This window comes from Vibrio sp. J502 (assembly GCF_025397955.1).
Taxonomy (GTDB): Bacteria; Pseudomonadota; Gammaproteobacteria; order Enterobacterales; family Vibrionaceae; genus Vibrio; species Vibrio anguillarum.
Map to the genome: position 1 here is coordinate 1155962 of NZ_CP104554.1, position 21336 is coordinate 1177297.

The 21336-nt window shown below is 44.5% G+C and carries 15 protein-coding genes, 2 pseudogenes and 1 riboswitch; of the genes and pseudogenes, 10 read left to right on the forward strand and 7 right to left on the reverse strand.

Translation table 11 applies throughout. From position 1 onward, the window contains the following. Positions 1 to 26: 26 nt before the first annotated feature. Both N5E84_RS05430 and N5E84_RS05435 read right to left on the reverse strand, forming a co-directional pair. A complete protein-coding gene (locus N5E84_RS05430; protein ID WP_019282140.1) occupies positions 27 to 1925 on the reverse strand; it encodes an Hsp70 family protein in 1899 nt (632 codons plus the stop codon). Beyond that, positions 1925 to 2556, reverse strand: a pseudogene (locus N5E84_RS05435) (DUF2760 domain-containing protein). Before N5E84_RS05435 ends, N5E84_RS05430 begins: the two are co-directional and overlap by 1 nt. A 315-nt stretch (positions 2557 to 2871) precedes the next feature. Here N5E84_RS05435 and N5E84_RS05440 point away from each other — a divergent pair. Together N5E84_RS05440 and N5E84_RS05445 are read left to right on the forward strand one after the other, a co-directional pair. Then, the gene (locus N5E84_RS05440) at positions 2872 to 4395 is read left to right on the forward strand and encodes a sensor domain-containing diguanylate cyclase (RefSeq protein WP_019282141.1); all 1524 of its coding nucleotides are present in this window, start codon (positions 2872 to 2874) and stop codon (positions 4393 to 4395) included. 94 nt (positions 4396 to 4489) lie between these two features. Then, positions 4490 to 5020 (forward strand): 3'-5' exonuclease, encoded by a 531-nt coding sequence (locus N5E84_RS05445; RefSeq protein ID WP_017042481.1) that lies wholly within the window; start codon positions 4490 to 4492, stop codon positions 5018 to 5020. 6 nt (positions 5021 to 5026) lie between these two features. On the opposite strand, the gene N5E84_RS05450 is transcribed toward N5E84_RS05445, so the two are convergent. Both N5E84_RS05450 and N5E84_RS05455 read right to left on the reverse strand, forming a co-directional pair. Then, positions 5027 to 5470, reverse strand: a complete 444-nt coding sequence (locus N5E84_RS05450) for a TerB family tellurite resistance protein (protein ID WP_029388216.1) — start codon at positions 5468 to 5470, stop codon at positions 5027 to 5029. An 84-nt stretch (positions 5471 to 5554) separates the two neighbouring features. Next, positions 5555 to 5959 carry a hypothetical protein gene (locus N5E84_RS05455; RefSeq protein WP_017042483.1) on the reverse strand — a complete coding sequence of 135 codons (405 nt, stop codon included), beginning with the start codon at positions 5957 to 5959 and terminating at the stop codon, positions 5555 to 5557. Between the two features lie 240 nt (positions 5960 to 6199). Here N5E84_RS05455 and hrpA point away from each other — a divergent pair, with 240 nt between their 5' ends. After that, positions 6200 to 10135 carry an ATP-dependent RNA helicase HrpA gene (gene hrpA / locus N5E84_RS05460; protein ID WP_069212171.1) on the forward strand — a complete coding sequence of 1312 codons (3936 nt, stop codon included), beginning with the start codon at positions 6200 to 6202 and terminating at the stop codon, positions 10133 to 10135. A gap of 103 nt (positions 10136 to 10238) precedes the next feature. Next, positions 10239 to 10721, forward strand: coding sequence for a porin family protein (locus N5E84_RS05465; protein ID WP_013856810.1), 483 nt, complete (start codon positions 10239 to 10241; stop codon positions 10719 to 10721). Between the two features lie 92 nt (positions 10722 to 10813). Here N5E84_RS05465 and N5E84_RS05470 read toward each other — a convergent pair. Continuing rightward, a pseudogene (locus N5E84_RS05470) lies at positions 10814 to 11725 on the reverse strand (LysR family transcriptional regulator). Between the two features lie 98 nt (positions 11726 to 11823). Between N5E84_RS05470 and N5E84_RS05475 the strand changes: the two are divergent. Next, on the forward strand, positions 11824 to 13227 hold the full coding sequence (locus N5E84_RS05475; protein WP_013856812.1) for an MDR family MFS transporter: 1404 nt from the start codon (positions 11824 to 11826) through the stop codon (positions 13225 to 13227). Between the two features lie 72 nt (positions 13228 to 13299). Here N5E84_RS05475 and N5E84_RS05480 read toward each other — a convergent pair whose 3' ends face one another. Then, a complete protein-coding gene (locus N5E84_RS05480) occupies positions 13300 to 14781 on the reverse strand; it encodes a carboxypeptidase M32 (protein WP_019282143.1) in 1482 nt (493 codons plus the stop codon). Between the two features lie 220 nt (positions 14782 to 15001). Here N5E84_RS05480 and N5E84_RS05485 point away from each other — a divergent pair, with 220 nt between their 5' ends. Next, positions 15002 to 15640, forward strand: coding sequence for a LysE family translocator (locus tag N5E84_RS05485; protein WP_019282144.1), 639 nt, complete (start codon positions 15002 to 15004; stop codon positions 15638 to 15640). A gap of 67 nt (positions 15641 to 15707) precedes the next feature. On the opposite strand, the gene N5E84_RS05490 is transcribed toward N5E84_RS05485, so the two are convergent. Beyond that, positions 15708 to 17087, reverse strand: a complete 1380-nt coding sequence (locus N5E84_RS05490) for an alanine/glycine:cation symporter family protein (RefSeq protein WP_017042489.1) — start codon at positions 17085 to 17087, stop codon at positions 15708 to 15710. A 123-nt stretch (positions 17088 to 17210) separates the two neighbouring features. Further along, positions 17211 to 17304: riboswitch (glycine riboswitch) on the reverse strand. Between the two features lie 358 nt (positions 17305 to 17662). Between N5E84_RS05490 and N5E84_RS05495 the strand changes: the two genes are divergently transcribed. The 4 genes from N5E84_RS05495 to N5E84_RS05510 all read left to right on the forward strand — a co-directional run bounded on the left by N5E84_RS05495 (position 17663) and on the right by N5E84_RS05510 (position 21313). Further along, entirely contained in the window at positions 17663 to 17821 is a 159-nt protein-coding gene (locus tag N5E84_RS05495; RefSeq protein WP_010319274.1) for a hypothetical protein, read from the forward strand. Positions 17822 to 17840: 19 nt separating this feature from the next. Next, positions 17841 to 18575 (forward strand): hypothetical protein, encoded by a 735-nt coding sequence (locus N5E84_RS05500; RefSeq protein ID WP_013856842.1) that lies wholly within the window; start codon positions 17841 to 17843, stop codon positions 18573 to 18575. A 541-nt stretch (positions 18576 to 19116) separates the two neighbouring features. After that, complete coding sequence (gene hppD / locus N5E84_RS05505; RefSeq protein WP_019282145.1) at positions 19117 to 20190, forward strand: 4-hydroxyphenylpyruvate dioxygenase; 1074 nt, start codon at positions 19117 to 19119, stop codon at positions 20188 to 20190. Next, on the forward strand, positions 20183 to 21313 hold the full coding sequence (locus tag N5E84_RS05510) for a homogentisate 1,2-dioxygenase (protein ID WP_019282146.1): 1131 nt from the start codon (positions 20183 to 20185) through the stop codon (positions 21311 to 21313). Before hppD ends, N5E84_RS05510 begins: the two co-directional genes overlap by 8 nt. The last annotated feature ends 23 nt before the right edge of the window (positions 21314 to 21336 follow it).

The window sequence follows — 21336 nt, forward strand, 5'->3', positions numbered from 1 at the left end:
CGGCATCCGAAGATGCCGTGTGGGGATTATTGAGTGACTTGAGGATCTTCACGCACATCGAACTCAACGTGCCATGTTTGGCCGTTGTCGGTCGCAATGGCTTCTAAGTGAAGTGTCCCGAGCTCTGTGATCGTTGAGGCTAAGTGAACCGGAACGACTTCGCCTTGTCGACGTCCTTCAGAAACAGGTAAGGTGACGTGGATCTCGGGCAGCTCTACAAGTTCTTCTGGAGCCCAATAATCTAAGTGCATGCCAGCTTCGTCATCGCGGCGTATTGTTGAACCAAAGAATTGAAAATGTACAGGCTCACCAATGACTAATCCAAACTCTTGGCTTGGTACGCGGACACTGCTTCCTTCTTCCATGCCAAATGGAGCGACGCACAAGGCTTCCATCGGCGGTGTGATCCCCGGAATGGCAGGCATAGCACTTTCAATACCGACGTAATAACTCGAGGCAATGCCACCGCGAATACGCACACCTTGTCCACGACGAACTGCGCCGTAATACGCTGCGCCACATGCGACAGCTAAATCAAGGTCTAAGCCTGTTAAGCGCTTCATCTGTGGTGCTCCCACAGTGCTCAACCAAGCATTAATAGTGCTGAGAAGACGGTTTGCTAATAAATCGGATTTTAACACGCCACCGTTTAGTAAGATGGCGGTCGGTTTGATAAAATCCATCTCCGGAGCTTCGCCCATACCGGGCATGCCAGCAAATGGGTTATCATTCAGAGCGGATTTTTCTAGAGCGGATATGTCGCCACCCATTGCATGGGCTTGTTTTGTCAAGAACGCGGCGATATGGCGGGTAATTCCAGCGTCTTGCGCGTAGGGAAGGCCCATTTGCGTTAATGCGCCACGTGCTTTTTGTATGGGATGATCAGTGATATTCACTTGTGGGAAAAAACCATCGACCAAGGTTTGTTGCACTTCTTGTTGAGTCAATTCGGTTTTAAGCGTTGTACCGAGCAGTTTTGAACCGCGACTTGGTACCACAATCGGTACGGAATGTAGGGCACTGTCATTAAGAAGCGCCTCTTTGGCATCTCGGCAAGCGTGCGTCATCGCTTGTACTTGCCAAGGGGCTAATTCTTTACCTTCTTGCGCCAATTTCATTTTTAAACGGTAAGCAAGGGCAAGGTCCATGTTGTCGCCGCCGAGCAAAATGTGCTCACCAACCGCAATCCGATTGAGCGTTAAGTTACCAGCGTCTTCAGTCACTTCCACTAAGGATAAATCAGTGGTTCCCCCACCAATATCAACCACGAGAACAATGTCACCCACCTTGACTTCATCGCGCCACGCATCGTGGCTATTATCTATCCAACTGTATAAAGCCGCTTGTGGCTCTTCAAGCAGCGTTAATTGCTCAAAACCAACGTTGCGTGCTGCTTCAGCGGTTAAATCTCGGGCGGCTGGATCAAATGAAGCGGGTACTGTTAACGTGACATCTTGTGTGGCTAAGGGGAAGTCAGGGTGAGCGTGATCCCAAGCGCTTTTTAAATGCTCTAGATAATACTCAGTGGCTTTTAATGGAGAGATCTTTTCCACTTCATCGCTGCTACCCACGGGTAAAAATGCATCACGTCGATTGACGCCACCATGACATAGCCATGATTTGGCACTGGCGACTAAACGAATCGGTGTCTTACTGCCAAGGTTGCGCGCAATGGCTCCGACTAAGGCTTTTGGCTCGGCCGACCAAGGCAAAACGCGTGCGGCAGGGCTCATCTCATGTTCATGAGGCTGGTATAAAAACGAGCCTAATTGATGACGGCTTTCAACCGTACCGGGCGCGGTAAGTTGAGGGATGCTCATTACTGAAACGCGAGCGTTTTCATCCTGTGTATCAACATAAGAGAGCACGCAATGTGTTGTGCCTAAGTCAATACCAATACTAAATTTTGGCGCTGTCTGTTCCATTACAATTCAACCTCGGCAGGTGCGATGATTGAAGCATCATACTGTTCAGCCAATTTAGGCAAAGTGATAGCTGTTGCTTTCCAGCCTTTATGGACTAAGGTGCCATTAAAGGGTGCTGAACCCGTCACATTACCCGTTAAGCGAACTTCTTGCGGGTTGAAACCGGCTTCAATGGTAATTCGGCTCTCTTCATCTTCGCCGCGAATAGGCGTGAGCTGAATGTAATCTTGTAGGACTTTTTTACCACCGGCGTGGATCACGCGCGCCGCAGCTCCAACTTCCTCATCTGAAAAAGCGGTGACATCTTCATTTAAGAAGTCAATCAGACGAGCTTCTTGCTGCATTAACGACAAAAGTTGTAGGGCGGAATCGGTTGGCGCTGTCGCTAATTTAGATTCGACTTCAACTACGCGCTCAATCACTTTTTCTACTTCTACGATTTTTCGACTTCAACAATCGTTTCAACCAGCTTTTCGACTTCGACAATTTTCTCGACAGGTTTTTCAACAACTTTCTCAACGACTTTTGATTTGCGTGATACCGCAATGAGAAGTAGCAAAAGGCTTGATGCACTGAGCCCAGCATGCAGCATATCAAAGGTGGTAGGGATCATATTTAAATCGAAGTTCATCACAATTCTCTTTACACAATGAAGTAGGCGTGGGAATTCTCGTGAGCCTACGGTGAATAGACTTAAAAATAGGGGCGCAGCTTACCATATTCAAGGCGAATACAGGATAGAAAGTCCGCATCATCACGTTTAAGCTAAAGCGATTGCTTGCGTTTTGAGCAGTATCAATCATTAATTCTCTATTCTGGTTCAACTTTAAGATTAATTGGTTAATAAATTGGTGACTGGCTATTGATTTACCTACTTTTATAAGAGTAATTTGAGTCCTGAGTCCTGAGTCCTGAGTCCTGAGTCCTGAGCCACGGAGAGGCTGTTATGTTAGAGAGCGACAAAAAGGTGATCTACCCTTTATGTATTTCAATTATTACCTTAATGATGACAGCGTCAGTCATCTCATTACTCTACATTAATCAAAAGAATCATATTGTCATGTTGTTTGATAGCCACGCTGAACATCAAGCAAGCATATTAGACACGTTGGTTGGAAATGATGTCAGTTTTATTGGTTCGGCTGCCAATTTTTTGCATGCTACCGAGGGGGGTAATGTGCAAGGATTTGACGTTTTTGCCCATGGGGTTATGTCAACATCCTACAGCCTTATCGGTTTGCAATGGTTAGCGAAAGTAACGAAAGATGATGCTGACGAATTTGTAACATTAATGAGGGATCGTTTGCCTCAATTTGAGTTATTTACAGTACCTAAAGCGGGTCAAAAGGTGATTGGATTTTCTGAAGAGAATGAACAACCCGTTTATGTTCTGAGTGATATTTATCCTCAAACCAAAAGTAACCTTGAATTGCTCGGTTTCTATTCGCTACGCCCTCGCTTTCAAAGAATTGCTGCACATATTGAGAGTACGGGGCTACCTGCTATATCCGATAAGGTCCGCCTATTGCAAGATGGCATAGAAGCACACCACAAAAAGGATGGACTATTGGTATATCATCCCGTTTTCAACTACAACAAACAGGAAATGATTGGTGTGGTAGTGGGTGTTATTCGACTCTCTACTTATTTTGATGGATTGGTGAGCCGCACGGCATCCGATCATCGATTGTATATGAAAGTAACCGATCTCGGATTTGATGCCGAAGATGATCCGATTCTATTCCAAAGCCCAGATTGGGATTCAATCAAAGGCATAGAAATAGAGAAACGCTTATCTCTGCCTAACCGTGATTGGAAAATTGATTTTAAGTTCTCAGAACCAATAGCGAGCAACATACAGTGGATTTTAGTAGCGCTCAGCGTCGGTGGTTTAATTATTTCGATCTTGTTAGGTTATGTTGTCTATTTGTTGATGAGAGAAAAACTTCATCTTAGCGAGATGCTAGAAGAACGTACTGAAGAACTGCGCTTTTTAGCGGACCACGATAGTTTGACTGGGTTGTATAACCGACGTGCATTCGGACGTTTACTGCAAGAGAACGTCTTACAGAAAAAAGCTTTTTCGTTGGTAATGTTCGATGTCGATGATTTTAAACTGATTAATGACAACCATAGCCACATTGCAGGCGATGAGATGCTAATACATATCACAACGGTTATTTCACGTCATATGGGAAATAATGATGTTTTAGCTCGGTTAGGTGGGGACGAATTTTGCATTATTTGTGAATTGTCAGAACTTCAACCTTTGCAGTGTTATTTAGAAACGTTACGAGCGGCTGTTGAATCAACTGGATATGAGTTCATGGATGAGGTGCTGTATTGCACGCTCAGTATTGGGGCGGCGATCAATCATACTTATGATCAAGAGTCTTTATTACATTTGGCAGACAGCAAGTTATACGAAAGCAAAGAAAATGGTCGCAACCGAGTTTCAATCGCCCAATAACTGTCCGAACGAAAGGGCGAGAGTCGAGTTTTTGAGAGGAGTCGAGTAAGATAACGTTCTTTGACTACTTATATCTAAAGGATACGCCTGAACAATGAACTATAACCGAGTTGTCTGCTTCGATTTAGAAATGTGCTGCTGGAATGAAAATGGGGTTGGGACAACGGGTGAAATCATTGAAGTGGGTTTAGCTGAAATTGATGTGCAGTTGGGCACGATTGTGAAGCGTGCTCAATATTATGTCAGGCCAGAGCAAGACGAAATTTCGCTGTTTTGTAGTGAGTTAACCGGGATAACTCCGCGTAAAATTGAAAAACAGGGGCGACCACTCGCGGGTGTCATTCAATCAATGGTCAAGAACTTTGGCGGCCCAAACAAGATTTATGTTTCGTGGGGGCGTGATGACCAAATTTTAGCTAAAGAGTGTGAGCAGAAGGGGATCGTTATGCCTTTTAGCGAGTTCATCAACCTAGCAACGCTCTACCGTATTCAGCAGAGAATGAAAGAAAAACGTATTGGTCACCGCGCCGCACAAGAAGTGCAAGGTATTGAGTGGGAAGGGCGACAGCACTCCGCTTATGTTGATGCCTACAACCTTGCGAAATTGGCGTTAACGATGTTGTAATCCGCTCTATTTTTGAGCGGAAAGTTTAGCGCGGATAAATTCACTGTGGTCGACATACAATAATTCTGCCGCTTTGCGGATCACCGCCTCTTCGAGTGGGTCTATCTCACCGTCCGCGTGCGCCACTTGCCACATCGCCTTGATAAGTTCATATCGCGTATCTTGCGAGAGCTCGCGTAATTGTGAAGTGAAATCATACAATGAAGCTGACTGTTTGACGCTTTGTTCTGCCCGAATGAGCAGTTCCGTGGTTTCTGTATCATCTAACGCTAATAGTCGTTTAACTAATTGAAACTTAGCGTCATTTTCTCGTGTGTCAATTTGATGATCGGCTCCTGCCACTTCTCTGAGCAAACAAGCAATCGCTAGGTTGGGGTTAGTGTTGGAGCGCTGGCCTAAATATTCTCCGTCCAAGAGTTGCTTGAATAGCGATGTAATGGCATTAAACATAAAAAAACCTACTGAAAATTTCGAGTCATTATTGTTTAAATAGTGGCGTATTGAGCAAAACACAAGTCAGAATAAAGTGAGATTCTAAATATCACGAGATTCATCTTCATCGTTTTCGTGATAAAAATCATTCGGATCTTGAGGAACGCTAGGGTCTTCTAGTATTTCAATGACTTCTGAACTTGAGTATTCATGCCCCATCAGGAAAAGCGCTAACATGGCATCGGCTTTGGATTTATTGTCCGCTTTTTCTAGCAAAATTTCTTCAAAGCGTCGTCGTATCATGGCAATCTCATGTTCAACAAAACCGCGACCTTCTTCCTCTCCTTCACCTTCTTCGGGCGCATTATCAAACTCCAGAAACAGAAAATGGCCGTCCAATTGTGTGTCAATAAGACGTTCAGGCAACCAAGCCTCACCCATCACCAATTCTGGATCGGTGTTATCGGGTAGTGAATCGAGTATGTGTTTCAGTTCAGATGCTTTCACAGTTTTATCGTTTCAGTGATCATGTCGCTATTGTAGCGGCGATTTTCTTATAAACATAAGAAATCCTGATCCGATTGCCCAATTTTAAATCGCTTAATCATACGAACGATGGCAAAACATACCGGAATCGAGGAGGAAGCGAATAAATGCTCGCCGTTTGTGAAAGGATAACTGATTGCAGGTGCGTTGATTATGCTACAATCCGCTCAGTTTTATGTAATGAAATGAATAGGAAATGCTTTGACCTCGTCACAGCCCAATCAACACAAGTCAATGAACGCTAGCAGCAACAGTGCGGCATCTCTGCGCAATGCATTGAAAGAATGCATGATGCGTGATCGTTTTCGTCTGAGTAAACGCATCTCTGGTGCGAGCAAAATAAAAAATGAGCAAGCCAAACATGCCGTTTTTGATCAAATTGCGCTCGATATTGCTCAGTCAATGATGGTGGCGCAGCAGCGTTTCAACAACCGCGTTACCATCGACTACCCTGATTTATTGCCCGTAAGCCAAAAACGCGATGATATCGCCAAAGCGATTGCTGAAAACCAAGTGGTAATTGTGGCGGGTGAAACAGGGTCAGGCAAAACGACTCAGTTACCCAAAATTTGCGCAGAACTTGGGCGCGGTAAATATGGCCTGATTGGCCATACGCAACCACGTCGCCTTGCTGCGCGTTCGGTCGCGAGCCGAATAGCGCAAGAGATGGAAACAGAACTGGGTGGCTTTGTTGGCTATAAAGTTCGTTTTAACGATCAAATTTCCGAGCAGACTCAGATCAAATTGATGACTGACGGGATATTGTTGGCCGAAATCCAGCATGATCGTTTTCTCAATCAGTACGACACCATCATTATCGATGAAGCGCATGAGCGCAGCTTAAATATCGATTTTATCTTAGGTTATTTGAAAGAACTGCTGCCGCGTCGTCCGGATCTCAAAGTCATCATTACTTCGGCCACCATCGATCCTGAACGCTTCTCTAACCATTTTAGTGGCGCGCCTATCATTGAAGTGTCGGGTCGTACTTATCCGGTCGATACGCGTTATCGACCACTGCTTGGTGAAGAGGAAGCAGACCGCGATCAACTTGAAGGTATTTTTGAAGCCGTCGATGAACTCTGTGCTGAAGGGCTTGGCGATATTCTGATCTTCATGAATGGTGAACGAGAAATTCGTGATACGGCCGATGCGCTCAGTAAACGTAACTTACGTGATACTGAAATTGTGCCGCTTTATGCACGATTATCCGCCGGAGAGCAGAATAAAATCTTTCAGCCCCATATAGGGCGGCGCATTGTTTTAGCCACCAACGTGGCAGAAACATCCCTTACCGTTCCGGGTATCAAATATGTCATTGACCCAGGTACGGCGCGTATCAGCCGTTATAGCTACCGCACCAAAGTCCAACGTTTGCCGATTGAACCAATTTCTCAAGCGAGTGCAAATCAGCGTAAAGGACGTTGTGGCCGTGTTGAAGAAGGGATCTGCATACGCCTCTATTCCGAAGAGGATTTTCTTTCACGCCCAGAATTTACCGATCCGGAAATACTGCGTACCAACTTAGCCTCGGTTATTTTACAAATGACCGCACTTGGGCTGGGTGATATTGAAGCATTCCCGTTTGTGGAAGCGCCGGATAAACGCAACATTCAAGATGGTGTGCGTTTGCTTGAAGAGCTTGGTGCGATTGTTCCTGATACCAATAAAAATGGTCACGACAGCAAAAAGCAGTTGACGGATATGGGGCGCAAATTAGCACGCTTGCCGATTGATCCCCGTTTGGCGCGTATGGTGCTCGAAGCGCCAAAGCTTGGCTGCGTAAAAGAGCTGATGGTGATTGCCGCTGCACTTTCGATTCAAGACCCACGTGAACGCCCATCAGATAAGCAACAAGCCTCAGATGAGAAACATCGCCGATTTTTTGATGAAGAGTCCGATTTCCTGAGCCTAGTGAATTTGTGGAACCACATTCAAACTGAGCAAAAAGCGTTAAGCAGCAGCCAATTTCGTAAGCAGTGCAAACAAGATTACCTCAATTATTTGCGGGTACGCGAATGGCAGGATGTCTACTTCCAAATTCACCAATCGATGCGTGAAATGGATTACAAATTGAACGACGAACCGGGCAATTACCAAAGTATCCACAGTGCAATTTTGGTGGGTTTACTGTCGCACATCGGTATCAAAGACCAAGAGAAAAATGAATACCAAGGGGCTCGTAACGCCCGCTTTAATATCTTTCCCGCTTCTGGTCTGTTTAAAAAGCAGCCCAAGTGGGTGATGGTCGCCGAATTGGTGGAAACCTCTAAACTGTGGGGGCGTATTGCAGCTAAAATCCAGCCTGAATGGGTGGAACCGCTGGCACAGCATTTGATCAAGCGTAGCTACAGCGAACCGCATTGGTCAAAAAAACAAGCCGCCGTCATGGCCTATGAAAAAGTGATGTTATATGGCATTCCTATTGTGCCTAAACGTTTGATTAACTACAGCACCATTGACGAGCCATTGTGTCGTGAGATTTTCATTCGCAGTGCATTAGTTGAAGGTGATTGGGAAACCAAACACGCATTTTTCAAGCAAAATCGTCGCTTATTACTTGAAGTCGAGGAGCTTGAGCATAAATCTCGCCGCCGCGATATTTTGATTGATGATGAACAGCTTTTCGAGTTCTACGATCAGCGAGTCGCAACGGATGTGGTCTCTGGGCGTCATTTTGATGCGTGGTGGCGAAAAGTCAGCAAAGCCACCCCAGATCTACTCAACTTTGAAAAAGAGATGCTATTTAAAGGTGATGCTAGCCACATCACTGATTTAGATTATCCCAACTTTTGGCATCAAAACGGTATTAAGCTGAAGCTCAGCTATCAATTTGAACCTGGCGTGGATAGTGACGGTGTCACGGTGCATTTACCATTGCCGATCCTAAATCAAATTGAGCCGACAGGGTTTGATTGGCAGATCCCCGGGTTACGTCATGAATTGGTTGTCAGCCTCATCAAGTCTTTGCCTAAAACACTGCGCAAAAACTTTGTACCGGCACCTAACTATGCGGATGCGTTTTTAGCTCGTGTCACACCGATGGAATTGCCTTTATTGGATGCGATGGAAAAAGAGTTAAGACGCATGACGGGCGTCGAGGTGAAGCGTGAAGATTGGAAGTTAGAGCAAGTTCCGGATCATTTAAAAATCACTTTTCGCGCGGTGGATCATAAAAATCGCAAACTCAACGAGCATAAAGATTTATATCAGCTGAAAGAGAGTTTGAAAGAGAAAGTACAAGAAACACTCTCTCAAGTGGCAGACGATGATATTGAACAGCAAGGTCTGCATACGTGGAGCTTTGGTGAATTACCGAAAGTGTACCAACAAAAGCGCGGCGGTTTCGAGGTTAAAGCCTATCCAGCGTTAGTAGATAGTAAAGAGAGTGTTGAAATTAAGCTTTTTGAGACCGAGCAAGAACAACTCAATGCAATGAAAGCAGGGCAAAGGCGTCTGATTTTGCTGAACGTTCCTTCACCGATTAAATATCTGCACACCAATTTACCGAACAAATCAAAATTGGGGCTCTACTTTAACCCGTATGGCAAAGTACTGGACCTGATTGATGACTGTATTGCTTGTGGGATTGATAAGTTAATTGAGCAGCAAGGCGGTTTAGTGTGGGAGCCGGAGCAGTTTGAGGCACTGAAAGAGTTTGTGCGCGCTGAATTGGGCGATACTGTGGTCGATATCGCCCAACAAGTGGAGACGATCCTTACCACGGCATTCAACATTAATAAAAAGCTGAAAGGGAAAATCGATTTTACGATGGCTTTTGCGTTATCGGATATCAAAGCGCAGATCGAAGGTTTGATCTTTAAAGGCTTTGCCACCGAATGCGGCTGGAAGCGTTTGCCGGATATTCTGCGTTACATGCGCGCGATTGAACGTCGGATGGAGAAGTTACCCATTGATCCAAATAAGGATCGTTTGCACATGTTGAAAATTGAAGCGGTAACTAATGATTACAAAGCGCTACTAAACAAGATACCTCGTGGTGCAGAAGTACCTGAAAATGTTAAAGAGATCCGTTGGATGATTGAAGAGCTTCGCGTGAGTTTATTTGCTCAGCAACTTGGCACTCCTTATCCAGTTTCAGATAAACGTATAAAAAATGCGATTGATGCTTGTTAGGTATAAGATTTGCATCTAACCAACAGTTCACTATAATTTGACGCTATGTGGCAATCGGTCGCCGTTTTGAGGCCACTGCCAAATTAAATAAAGAAGGTTCATCATGAAAAAGACTTTAATCGCACTGGCGCTGATCAGTACATCTTCAATGGCGTTTGCTGACTCTTGGATTTATGGCGGCGCATCGGTAGGTCAATCGGATTTGAATGGTAAAAGCGGTACTTCGTACAACATTCATGCCGGTACTGGTATTCTTCCTCTGATTGGCCTCGAAGCGGGTTACACCGACCATGGCAAATTTGAAGTCAGTGCCACGAATGAAATCGCGGCCTCTTCTGTTTATTTTGCGGTAAAGCCAAGCATTGATTTTGGCCCTCTGCATGTGTATGCCAAAGGTGGTTTGCATTCTTGGGATAAAAAATTAAACAGCAATAAAATAGATGATGGTTTTGACATCATGTACGGTGTAGGCGCTGAATACTTCCTGATGGGGCCCATTTCAGTTGGTGCAAGTTACATGAATTACACTCTGGGCGATGACGATATTGGTACGGTTTCATTCAACGCGACCTTCCACTTTCTTTAATCTAGTCACTCAACTGCTTTCAACCACTTCTTGCTCGTTAGTAGCAAGAAGTGGTTTTTTATTTGAGCAGTATGGTGTGGTGTTGTACATTCTCAAGTACGCCAGTAACTGAAAGCAAAGCGCGACCAGTGATTGATGATGTAGTCAATAAATGCCTGAGTTCGCTCAGGAAGAAAACGTCTCTGAGGGTGCAGCAAATAAACATCCGCTCCTTCAATCTGCCAATTAGGCAATAATGGCACTAATCGTTTCTCCTCTAACTCCTTATCAATTAATCCTTTAGGTAACCTTGCAATACCCATATTCATGAATGTGGCTTGTAAAATCGTATCAATTTCCTCAGAGCTAATACGTGCCTGAGGGATAAATTGAAAACGTTCTTTGCTTTGCTGATGTTCAAATATCCACGCTTGTTTGGTATTTAAAGTGAGTAGTGGCAGAGAAAGTAATTGCTCTGGATGTTTTAGCAGCAAAGAGGCCGAGTAGTCAGGACTTGTGCACAACACGGAAGGGTTATTAGCTAGTTTGCGCGCAACCCAATCGGATTGCGGTTGTGGACCAAAACGTAGCGCTATATCAAGGTCGTGCTGGGTATGATAATCCAGCCCTGCACCGACTTGAATACGAATGTTGACTTTAGGATGTTGCTGACAAAATTCCAGTGCTAATGGACTTAGCTGATGCCGAATGGGTAGGATTGGCGCGTTAATGACGATCTCGCCTCTAAACTCTTGTTTGGCTTTTAAAGCTTGTGCTTGTTTATCTTCTATTTGGCTAAATAGGTTGGCATAGGTTTCAAACAAATGCTCGCCTTCTTTCGTTAGTACCACTTCTTTACTGTTTCTGATCAGTAGAATGCTGCCAATATCTTGTTCCAACTACTGAATTCTGCGGCTCAAAGTGCTGGTGGACAAGGCTTTTTGTTTTGCTGCCAGCGTAAAATTGCCACATTTCACTACCGTTAAAAAGAGTGATAAATCATCAAGTTTCATCATTAATCCCATTTATGCAATAAGCCATCCCATTCTATCCTATTTTAGGATGTGCACTATTACGTTATCGTGTCGGTCGCGCATTCTAATCAAGTTCATATGAGGGGCACATGCCTACCGATTCAACTTATTCGGCTAATCCGAAAATTATTTTTGCCAGCGTTGCTTTAGTCATCGCTTTAGGCTCGCTTGAAAAAAGCATCGTTACCACACCATTGGCTCTTATTGGGCAAGATCTCTCGGCAGGACAAGCATTAACATGGGTGATTACTGCTTATCTATTAGCATCGACCGCTGTATTGCCCGTCTACGGTAAACTGAGCGACTTGTTCGGACGAGTTCGGATGCTAAATGTCAGTATCGTGATCTTTATGTTGGGTTCCGCGCTGTGTACCTTTGCTTTTGATCTACCCAGTTTAATTGGTGCCCGTGTGATTCAAGGGATTGGCGGTGGAGGCTTAATAGCTCTGGCATTTACCGTTATCGCCGATTCAATTCCTGCGCGCGAAGTGGGCAAGTACCAAGGTTATATTTCAGCGGTTTATGCGGTGTCCAGTATTGCAGGGCCACTGCTTGGCGGCTATTTTGCTGACTACCTCAGTTGGCGGTGGGTATTCGGTATTAATTTACCGTTAGGGTTGGTGGCACTTTACATGGTTAACCGCTATTTGAAGCATCTCAATAAACGCAGAGATAGTCGCTTTGATTGGGTGGGAGCAGCGTTACTCATGAGTGCGACGACTTTGCTGCTGTTATTACTTTCTTCACATTCATTTATCCCTACTGGCTGGGGTGCGTTTGCATTACTGGCGTGTTTAGTTGCTTTGGTGGTTGTTGAACGCAGAGTGAGTGATCCTATTTTACCGGCGCGTTTAGCACGTCTTCCGAATTATCTGACCGCGATTGTTCTTATTATGGGGTCGCAAATGCTGATGTTTGCGCTTTTGGTTTATTTGCCGCTGCAGTTTCAGTGGCAAAAAGGACTCACTCCGTCAGAAAGCGGTGCGATTATGGTGATCTTCATGGTCTGCATTACCTCTGGCGCTTATGTGGGTGGGAAGCTCATCGCGAAGTTTGGTCGTTATAAGATGTTAGTGATCGTCGGTTTTGCTTTAGCTATGGCTGCATTGTGGCAAGTTCATTACGATATGTGGGTGAAATTTGCATTGGGTTTTGCGGGTATAGGTATTGGTTTAACCTTACCGGCCTTAGGCGTTGTTGTACAAAGTGTCTTACCCGCACGTGATCGCGGCATTGGCATGTCACTGTTTAATTTTGGACGAGAACTCGGCGGAGCACTCGGTGTGGCGTTCTGTTCCGCGCTCTTTTATCTGAGAGTGCCGAGCGAAGTCATGGTTGCGGAACACGGTGCCGAACAGGCCGGCGTTTCCACTCAAGTATTATCACAAGGTTTTAGCTTGGTTTATATTGGCATGAGCGTACTAGCATTACTGGCGATGTTACTGACAGTATGGCGCTTGCGTAAAGATGCATTGATGAAAAGTTCATCATGAATTCCTGCGTGTTATTGAGCGTTAACTAAGTGTAAAAAAAGCAGCGATTTAAGCTGCTTTTTAAGTTTGGCGCTAAAGGTATCTATGCTTTAGGTGGACTTGGAAATATTGAGCGTTAAGCACATCCCCAGTCGCTTGTTTCACCAATTCATCGGTTGTTAATAAGCTACCTTTTTGCCAAATATTATCGGCAAGCCAAGTAAATATTGGTGATAAATCGCCACTGCGAATGGTGGCATCAACATCCACCGTTTTCTTCATCGCTGCCATAAACTGGGCAGCGTACATCGCACCAAGTGTATAACTTGGGAAATATCCGAAAGCGCCATCTGTCCAGTGGATGTCTTGCATACAGCCGTTTTGGTTATTTCCTTGGGTAGAAAGGCCGAGGTAAGCCTGCATTTTGTGATCCCATAGCTCAGGCACATCGGTATGTTTGATATGACCATTGATCAAATCACGTTCAATTTCATAACGTAAAATGACATGCGCTGGATAAGTCAACTCGTCGGCATCGACACGAATAAAACCTTTTTCAGCGCGAGTGTAGATCTTCTGGAAATTCGCTTGTGCAAATACTTTATCTTCACTACCTGAAAAATAGCGGGCGGCTAGGATGGCTAAGTGCTCAATAAAGGGTTCACTGCGCCCCATCTGCATTTCAAAAAAGAGCGATTGAGATTCATGAATACCCATCGAACGCGCTTCTCCTGCTGGTGTACCTGCAAGATGTTTAGGCAAGCCTTGCTCATAACGTGCGTGGCCGGTTTCATGGACAATGCCCATTAGAGACTGAATAAACTCCGACTCATTATAACGAGTGGTGATCCGAACATCGGTTGGAACACCGCCGCAAAAAGGGTGAACGCTTTCATCAAGGCGACCGTGTTTAAAATCAAACTGAAGCAGTTTCATGACTTCTAAGCCTAGCGCCTTTTGCTTTTCAGCAGGGTAATGGCCAGTTGGCATGATGATCTCTTCGGCGCGTTGCTTCTCTATGACTTGATCGATTAACGTTGGCAGCCAAGTTTTAACATCGCTGAAAACAGCGTCCAATGATTGAGTGGTTGTACCCGGTTCGTAAAGATCGAGCATCGCATCATAAGGCGTTAAACCTGTAGCATCAGCGCGGATCTGCGCTTCTTGCTGTGAGAGTGTGACCACCTCAGCCCAGTTTTTCTCAAAACCGACCCAATCATTGTTTTTGCGTTGGGTACGCCAAGCATGTTCACACTTTGAACCAGCAAGAGATTTCGCTTGCACCAAAGCTTCAGGCAGTACGTTTGCCTGCTGCCAGTGGCGTTTGAGTTCACGCAGAGTTGCTTTTTGCTCATCGTCCAATGGCTCATTTTGTGCTTTATCAAACCATTCAGCCAATTGAGGTTGAGTATGTAAACTATGAATATGAACGGACAATTGCGCCATCGCTTCTGATCGCGCTTGAGCGCCGCCAGCGGGCATTACTGCGGCTTGATCCCAGCCACAAATAGCCGCTAAATGATTGAAATGTGAAATTTTCTTAGAATGTTGAACTAATTGATTGAATGCATCCATGGAATTAGCCTTCCGTGACGTAAAAGAGGAGTTAGTGTAGCAACCATTAAGTGTCTAACCAAGGCCATCCAAATCAATCAAGGTGAAAGAGCGTGACCCAAACCGACAAAGCTGAGGGGATTTCATTATTTTATTATCCAGTGAAAACTGTTAAAGACTTTATAAAAGAGCTCAGGTATAAAAAGGCAAACGATGACATTTATTTTATACAAGGACGGGTATGTATATCCAAAACGTTGAAGCCTTTCTGATCGCAATTACTATATTAACGCTAACTCCAGGGCTAGATACGGCGCTGGTGATTCGTAACACATCACGAGCAGGGTTCACTGACGGCAGCATAACAAGTTTGGGTATTTGCATGGGGCTGTTTGTGCATGCGACCTTTTCCGCCGTCGGTATTTCGGCGATTTTGGCACAATCGGCCGAGCTGTTTCATGTGGTTAAAATGATCGGTGCGGCGTATTTAATTTGGCTGGGACTATCCAGCTTAAAAGCGTTGCTGAAAAATAGCCAAGGTATGCAGGTTACGGCCATTTCACACAGTGAATTTACACTGAAGCGCTCATTGCGTGAAGGCTTTCTTTCCAATGTATTAAACCCTAAAACGGCGGTATTTTATCTCGCATTTTTGCCGCAATTTATTAACCCAGAATATTCTCCGTTGTTGCAATCGCTTTTGATGGCCGCCATTCATTTTGTTATCGCTATGTGTTGGCAGTGCGGTTTAGCGGGTGCATTGAGCTTTGCAAAAAACTTACTCAAGAATGCGTCGTTTATGAAATGGATGGAAGGGACAACAGGTGTTGTGCTCGTTGCGCTTGGGGTGAAATTGCTACTAAAAGATGAAGCGGCTTAAGAAGTTGCTCTTTAGTCACCTAAAGTTGCCGATAAGCACTGCCACATGCTTATCGGCTGGCAAACGATTAATGTTGGGTTTGAGCATCACGCGTAAAAGGTGCTGACTGTTTTTCAAAAAACAGCTTGGTCTCTTCAAGCACAATATGACGTAATGCGATTAATCCGATCAGATTAGGGATAGCCATTAAACCGTTAACGATATCAGCAATAATCCAAATCATATCAAGGTGCAAGAATGCACCTGATGCTACCAAACCGATAAAAATCAGCTTATAAGGCATTACTGCTTTGGTGCCAAACAAAAACACCACGCAGCGCTCACCGTAATAGTTCCAGCCTAAAATCGTCGTAAAAGCAAAAAACATCAAACCAATGGAGACCATCATCGGGCCCAAGGTTTGCGCATTTAAGCCTACGGCAAATGCATAGGTTGTCATAGCGGCACCAGAAAAATCACTTTGCCATGCGCCAGTTAAGATCAGCGCAAGCCCGGTCATGGTGCAAATAATGATGGTGTCAAAGAAAGTACCAGTCATTGAAATCAACCCTTGTTTTACGCAAGAGTCAGTTTTCGCTGCCGCCGCGGCCATTGGCGCGCTGCCAAGACCAGATTCATTAGAAAATACACCGCGCGCAATCCCTGATTGAATCGCTAGCATGATGCTCGCTCCTAAGAAACCACCAGTAGCGGCTGTGGAAGTGAAGGCAGAAGTAATAACTAAACTGATGGCCGTGAGTAATTGATCGCTGTTGCTGATGATCACACTCAAACACGCAAGGATGTAAAAAAGGGCCATGGCAGGTACCACTTTCCCAGCCACTTTAGCAATTGATTGAATACCACCGACCGTGACAAATGCGACTAACAGCGTTAGAACCACTGCTGATATTTCGCGTGACACACCAAAAGAGATTTCAGTAGCATCTAAAATCGCGTTGACTTGTGGGAATGTACCAATGCCGAAACAAGCGACGCCGATGGCAAATAGGGCGAATAAAACCGCCAAAGTTCGCGAGCCCACGCCATATTGCAGGTAATACATCGGGCCACCAACCATTTGGCCTTTGTCATCCACTTGACGATACTTTACTGCCAGTAAACATTCAGCGTATTTGGTCGCCATACCAAACAGCGCGGCTAACCACATCCAAAATAGCGCGCCCGGCCCACCGAGCTTAATCGCTGTCGCTACGCCAACGATATTACCGGTTCCAATCGTCGCGGAAAGTGCGGTACATAAGGCGGCAAAGCTTGATACATCGCCTTGTTTACCGGCGTCTTTGTCTTTACTAAACACCATCTTAAGTGCGGTAGGTAAATGTCGAAATTGGATAAGACCGAGACGAAACGTAAAATAGATGCCTGTACCGACCAATAAAATTAAAAGTGGTGGTCCCCAGACAAAGTTGTCTATAGATTCAAGAATAGATTGCAGGTTGTTCATTAGTTCCCCTTAATAAAACGACAGTTAAGGAGAAGAGGGAAAGGGCAGTAATCTGAAAAGATCCCACAAAAAGATCACAGCAGGCCAGTGGTGAAGAAACCACACCTATTTATGATTGTAACTTTCCACTCCTCTGTCCTTTTGCCTGAGAGTTTCACCCCAAATAGGGTTTGCTCCTTCGGCGACCGATTAAACGGTTCTCTCCAGAGGTTCCTCCAACTACAGTCCTCGCCAGCTCTCATAAGAGAGAGCATTAGCACCTGAAAGATTTACTTCTTCGGCGAGCCTGTTTACTCATACTTTGAATAAACTAAGGCTACTCTCCTGCAGTCTTCATCGGAACTGATGATAAGTGCGCTTACCATCAAGGCGAGATATGTTACATAAAGCGTTTTTCAAGACAAGAAAAATTGTGCTTTTGATCTCAATTTGCTGCCGTTTGGTGGTTTGTTAACCATTTATAGACGTAAACGTAGGATGAGGGGTGAAAACTTTACGCTTGTTGTCGATTGTTCTACTTTTTTCTGACTTATCGCGTGTTATAAATGATATACACTACGTGAGAGGATAGGCTAATGACACGACTCATCACCATTATTTTATTGATCGCCATTGCTTTTATTTTTATTCGTTATCGTACCAACGAAAAGTTGCAAAAAGGTGTGGTGGTTTCTTTACTCACTGCTTTTGTCATTTATGCTGCCTCAATTGTGATTACTGAATTAACTCGCTGAGATAGATAGGAGCGAAAGAGTGAACAAACAGACGGACATTGATGCACAAGACGATGTCGTAGTGATTGAAGAACGAGACAAACGCACCTACGTCTACATCGCGTTAGCAGGGGTGTTGGGGTTAGCATTAGGTGGCTTAATCGGTTCAAGTATCACCACGAATAACTGGCAAAAAACATACCATCAGCTAGAAGAAAAATATGAACAGCTCACCCAAGATAAAAGCCAATTAGCTGAAAAAGTGCAATTAAAAGTCGCCAGTGTCGACGCTGAAGTAGCAAATAAACTTCAACAAGCATTAGAAGAGCAACAAAAGCAGTATCAGCAAGAGCTGGATCAAGCGCAAAGCCAATACCAAGCATTAATGGCAGAAAATAAAGCGCTGCAAGCGAAACTCAATACACAGGAAAATGCACTAGCGCAAGTTGAGAACAAAAATTCTAAATTAAATCGGCAAGCCGATATGCAGGCAACGATTTTTGAACGTTCACGCGAACTGTTCCAACGTGAATTGAAAATTAAGCAAGAGTTAGAAGCGCTGCAAAAAGAGAAAGAAACTTTAGTACCGAAGCTCAAAACGCTCAAAACCGATTGTGATGTCTACCTAGAAGGTAAGTCGTGGGATGCAAAATCAGACGCATGTGATAAGCAAGATGAAGCGAATTCAAGAATTAGCCAAATCGATCAGATGATCCAAGTTCACCGCATGGATTTAGAACAAATCAAAGCGTTAACGGAAAATATAGGCTTATAATTTATATAAATCCCACCAATGTGTCTTTAGCAGGCCTCGCGAAAATGAGGCCTGCTCTATCATCAGACTTACTAAGCTCAACACGCTATTTAAGCTCAACACGCTATTTTTAACTTCATGATTCAACTGTTTTGACCTAATACTTTGTTCATGTCTGTGGGCGTATAGAAATAGTATGTGCCTAATATCTTACTGGTTATTGTTTTGTCATTGAAGGTAACCTTCTCTCTTCAGGGCTAATGTAGATAAATTGTTACGCCGTGATATTTATCTTACTGATCGAGTGTTGGTGGTGAATTTATGATTAACGGATTACCCTGATTAAAAACTATTAATATTCAATGATATAATTTCAATCATCCCACGTAAAAACCACGTATTTTTTATCCTGCTGCTCATTAATAACTCTATGTAACAATTTCATTACATCTGCATCGTTTATTCATTGCCAAACCATTTTTAGTCATAGAGTTCATTTTTGCTGAAAATTACGCCATGTTCGCAATACTCAACACAAGCGTTAACAAAAAAGGAGCGCGAGATGACCTCAACATTTAACCCATTGGGAACAGACGGTTTTGAATTTGTGGAGTACACCGCGGCTGATCCCGCTGGAATCGCGCAGTTAAAAGAGCTGTTTACTTCTCTTGGCTTTGCTGAGATAGCCAAGCACCGCTCAAAAGAGGCGTGGTTATATCGTCAAGGGGATATTAATTTTATCGTTAACTCTCAACCCCATAGCCAAGCTGCAGCGTTTGCCAAAGTGCATGGACCTTCAGTGTGTGGGATGGCGTTTCGCGTTCATGATGCATCTGTCGCCATGCAGCATGTGCAGGCAAATGGCGGGCGAGAATACAAAACACAAATTGGCCCAATGGAACTGAGTATTCCTGCGATTTATGGAATTGGTGATAGCTTGCTCTATTTTGTCGATCGTTATGGTAGCCAGAGCATTTATGATGTGGATTTCAAGTTCTATGCCGATGCTAATCAACGAATGACCGACGCCAATGTTGGCTTGTTCGAAATTGACCACTTAACGCATAACGTTAAACAAGGTCATATGAACGTTTGGTCTGGCTTTTATGAGCGGATTGGTAACTTCCGTGAAATTCGCTATTTTGATATTGAAGGGAAGCTAACTGGGTTAGTTAGCCGTGCAATGACAGCGCCTTGCGGCAAAATTCGCATCCCAATCAATGAATCGTCTGACGATAAATCACAAATAGAAGAGTTTATTCGTGAATACAATGGTGAGGGGATCCAACACATCGCTTTATCAACTGATGATATCTACCAGACGGTACGTACTCTGCGCGAGCGAGGGATGGATTTCATGCCGACACCGGATACTTACTACGAAAAAGTCAGTGATCGAGTTGAAGGGCATCAAGAAGATGTTGATCAGTTAAAAGCGCTGCGGATCCTGATTGATGGCGCACCGATGAAAGATGGAATTTTGCTGCAAATATTTACTCAAACCGTCATTGGCCCAGTCTTTTTTGAGATCATTCAACGCAAAGGCAATGAAGGGTTCGGGGAAGGTAATTTCAAAGCGTTATTTGAGTCGATTGAAGAAGATCAAATTCGACGAGGAGTACTCAGCGATGCATAAATGGATCACATTTCCTCATCGAGAAGGGGTATGTTCAAACCAAGCTCATGCCGACTTCCCGCAAGAGGCCATCTATGAAAGAGAAGCAGGACGCAGTGGCTTTTTTGGCCCTGCGGCCCATTTCCATCACCAACATGCACCGACTGGGTGGAGTGAATGGCAAGGTGAGTTAAGGCCGAGAGCCTTTAATTTTAATTTGATCGAGCAAGCCAAACAAAGTTCACCGTGGAGCGTGCCGCATCTATTGCATAATGCACAATGTAAAGTCCGAGTATGGAAGCTGGCTCAAGCGATGGATCATTTAGTGCGTAACGCCGATGGGGATGAGCTGCTTTTCATTCATCAAGGAAGCGCTGATTTTTATTGCGATTACGGACACTTGAGCGTTTCACAAGGGGATTATGTGTTGATCCCGCGCTCAACCAATTGGCGGCTTGAGCCAAGTGAGCCGATGTTCATTCTAATGATAGAGAATACGGATGCGGCGTATGCTTTGCCAGAAAAAGGGCTAGTAGGGAACCACGCCATATTCGATCCTGCGGTTTTGCAAGTCCCGTCGATTAATCCAGAGTTTAAAGCGCAGTATTCAGAAAAGACCACCCAAGTTCATTTAAAACGCCATGAGAAAATCAGCGTCATTACTTATCCATTTAACCCATTGGATGCAGTAGGTTGGCACGGTGATCTTTCCGTGGTGAAACTCAACTGGCGAGACATTCGGCCGTTGATGTCGCACCGTTATCATTTGCCGCCCTCCGCTCACACAACCTTTGTTGGTCAAGGTTTTGTGGTCTGCACCTTTGTGCCTCGGCCGATAGAGAGTGACCCCGGCGCTTTAAAGGTTCCGTTTTATCATAACAATGATGATTACGATGAAGTGCTCTTCTACCATGCGGGTGATTTCTTTAGCCGCGATAATATTGAAGCTGGCATGGTCACTTTTCATCCTGCCGGGTTTACCCATGGCCCACATCCGAAAGCGTTCCAAACTGGGCAAGAGTATAAGAAAAAATTTACCGATGAAGTGGCAGTGATGATTGATACGCGGCATGCATTACACTTTAGTGAGGCGGCGCAGCAGGTTGAAAATCAACAGTACGTCTACAGTTGGAAGAGCGAATAAACGAATAAGAATAAGGAAGTGAC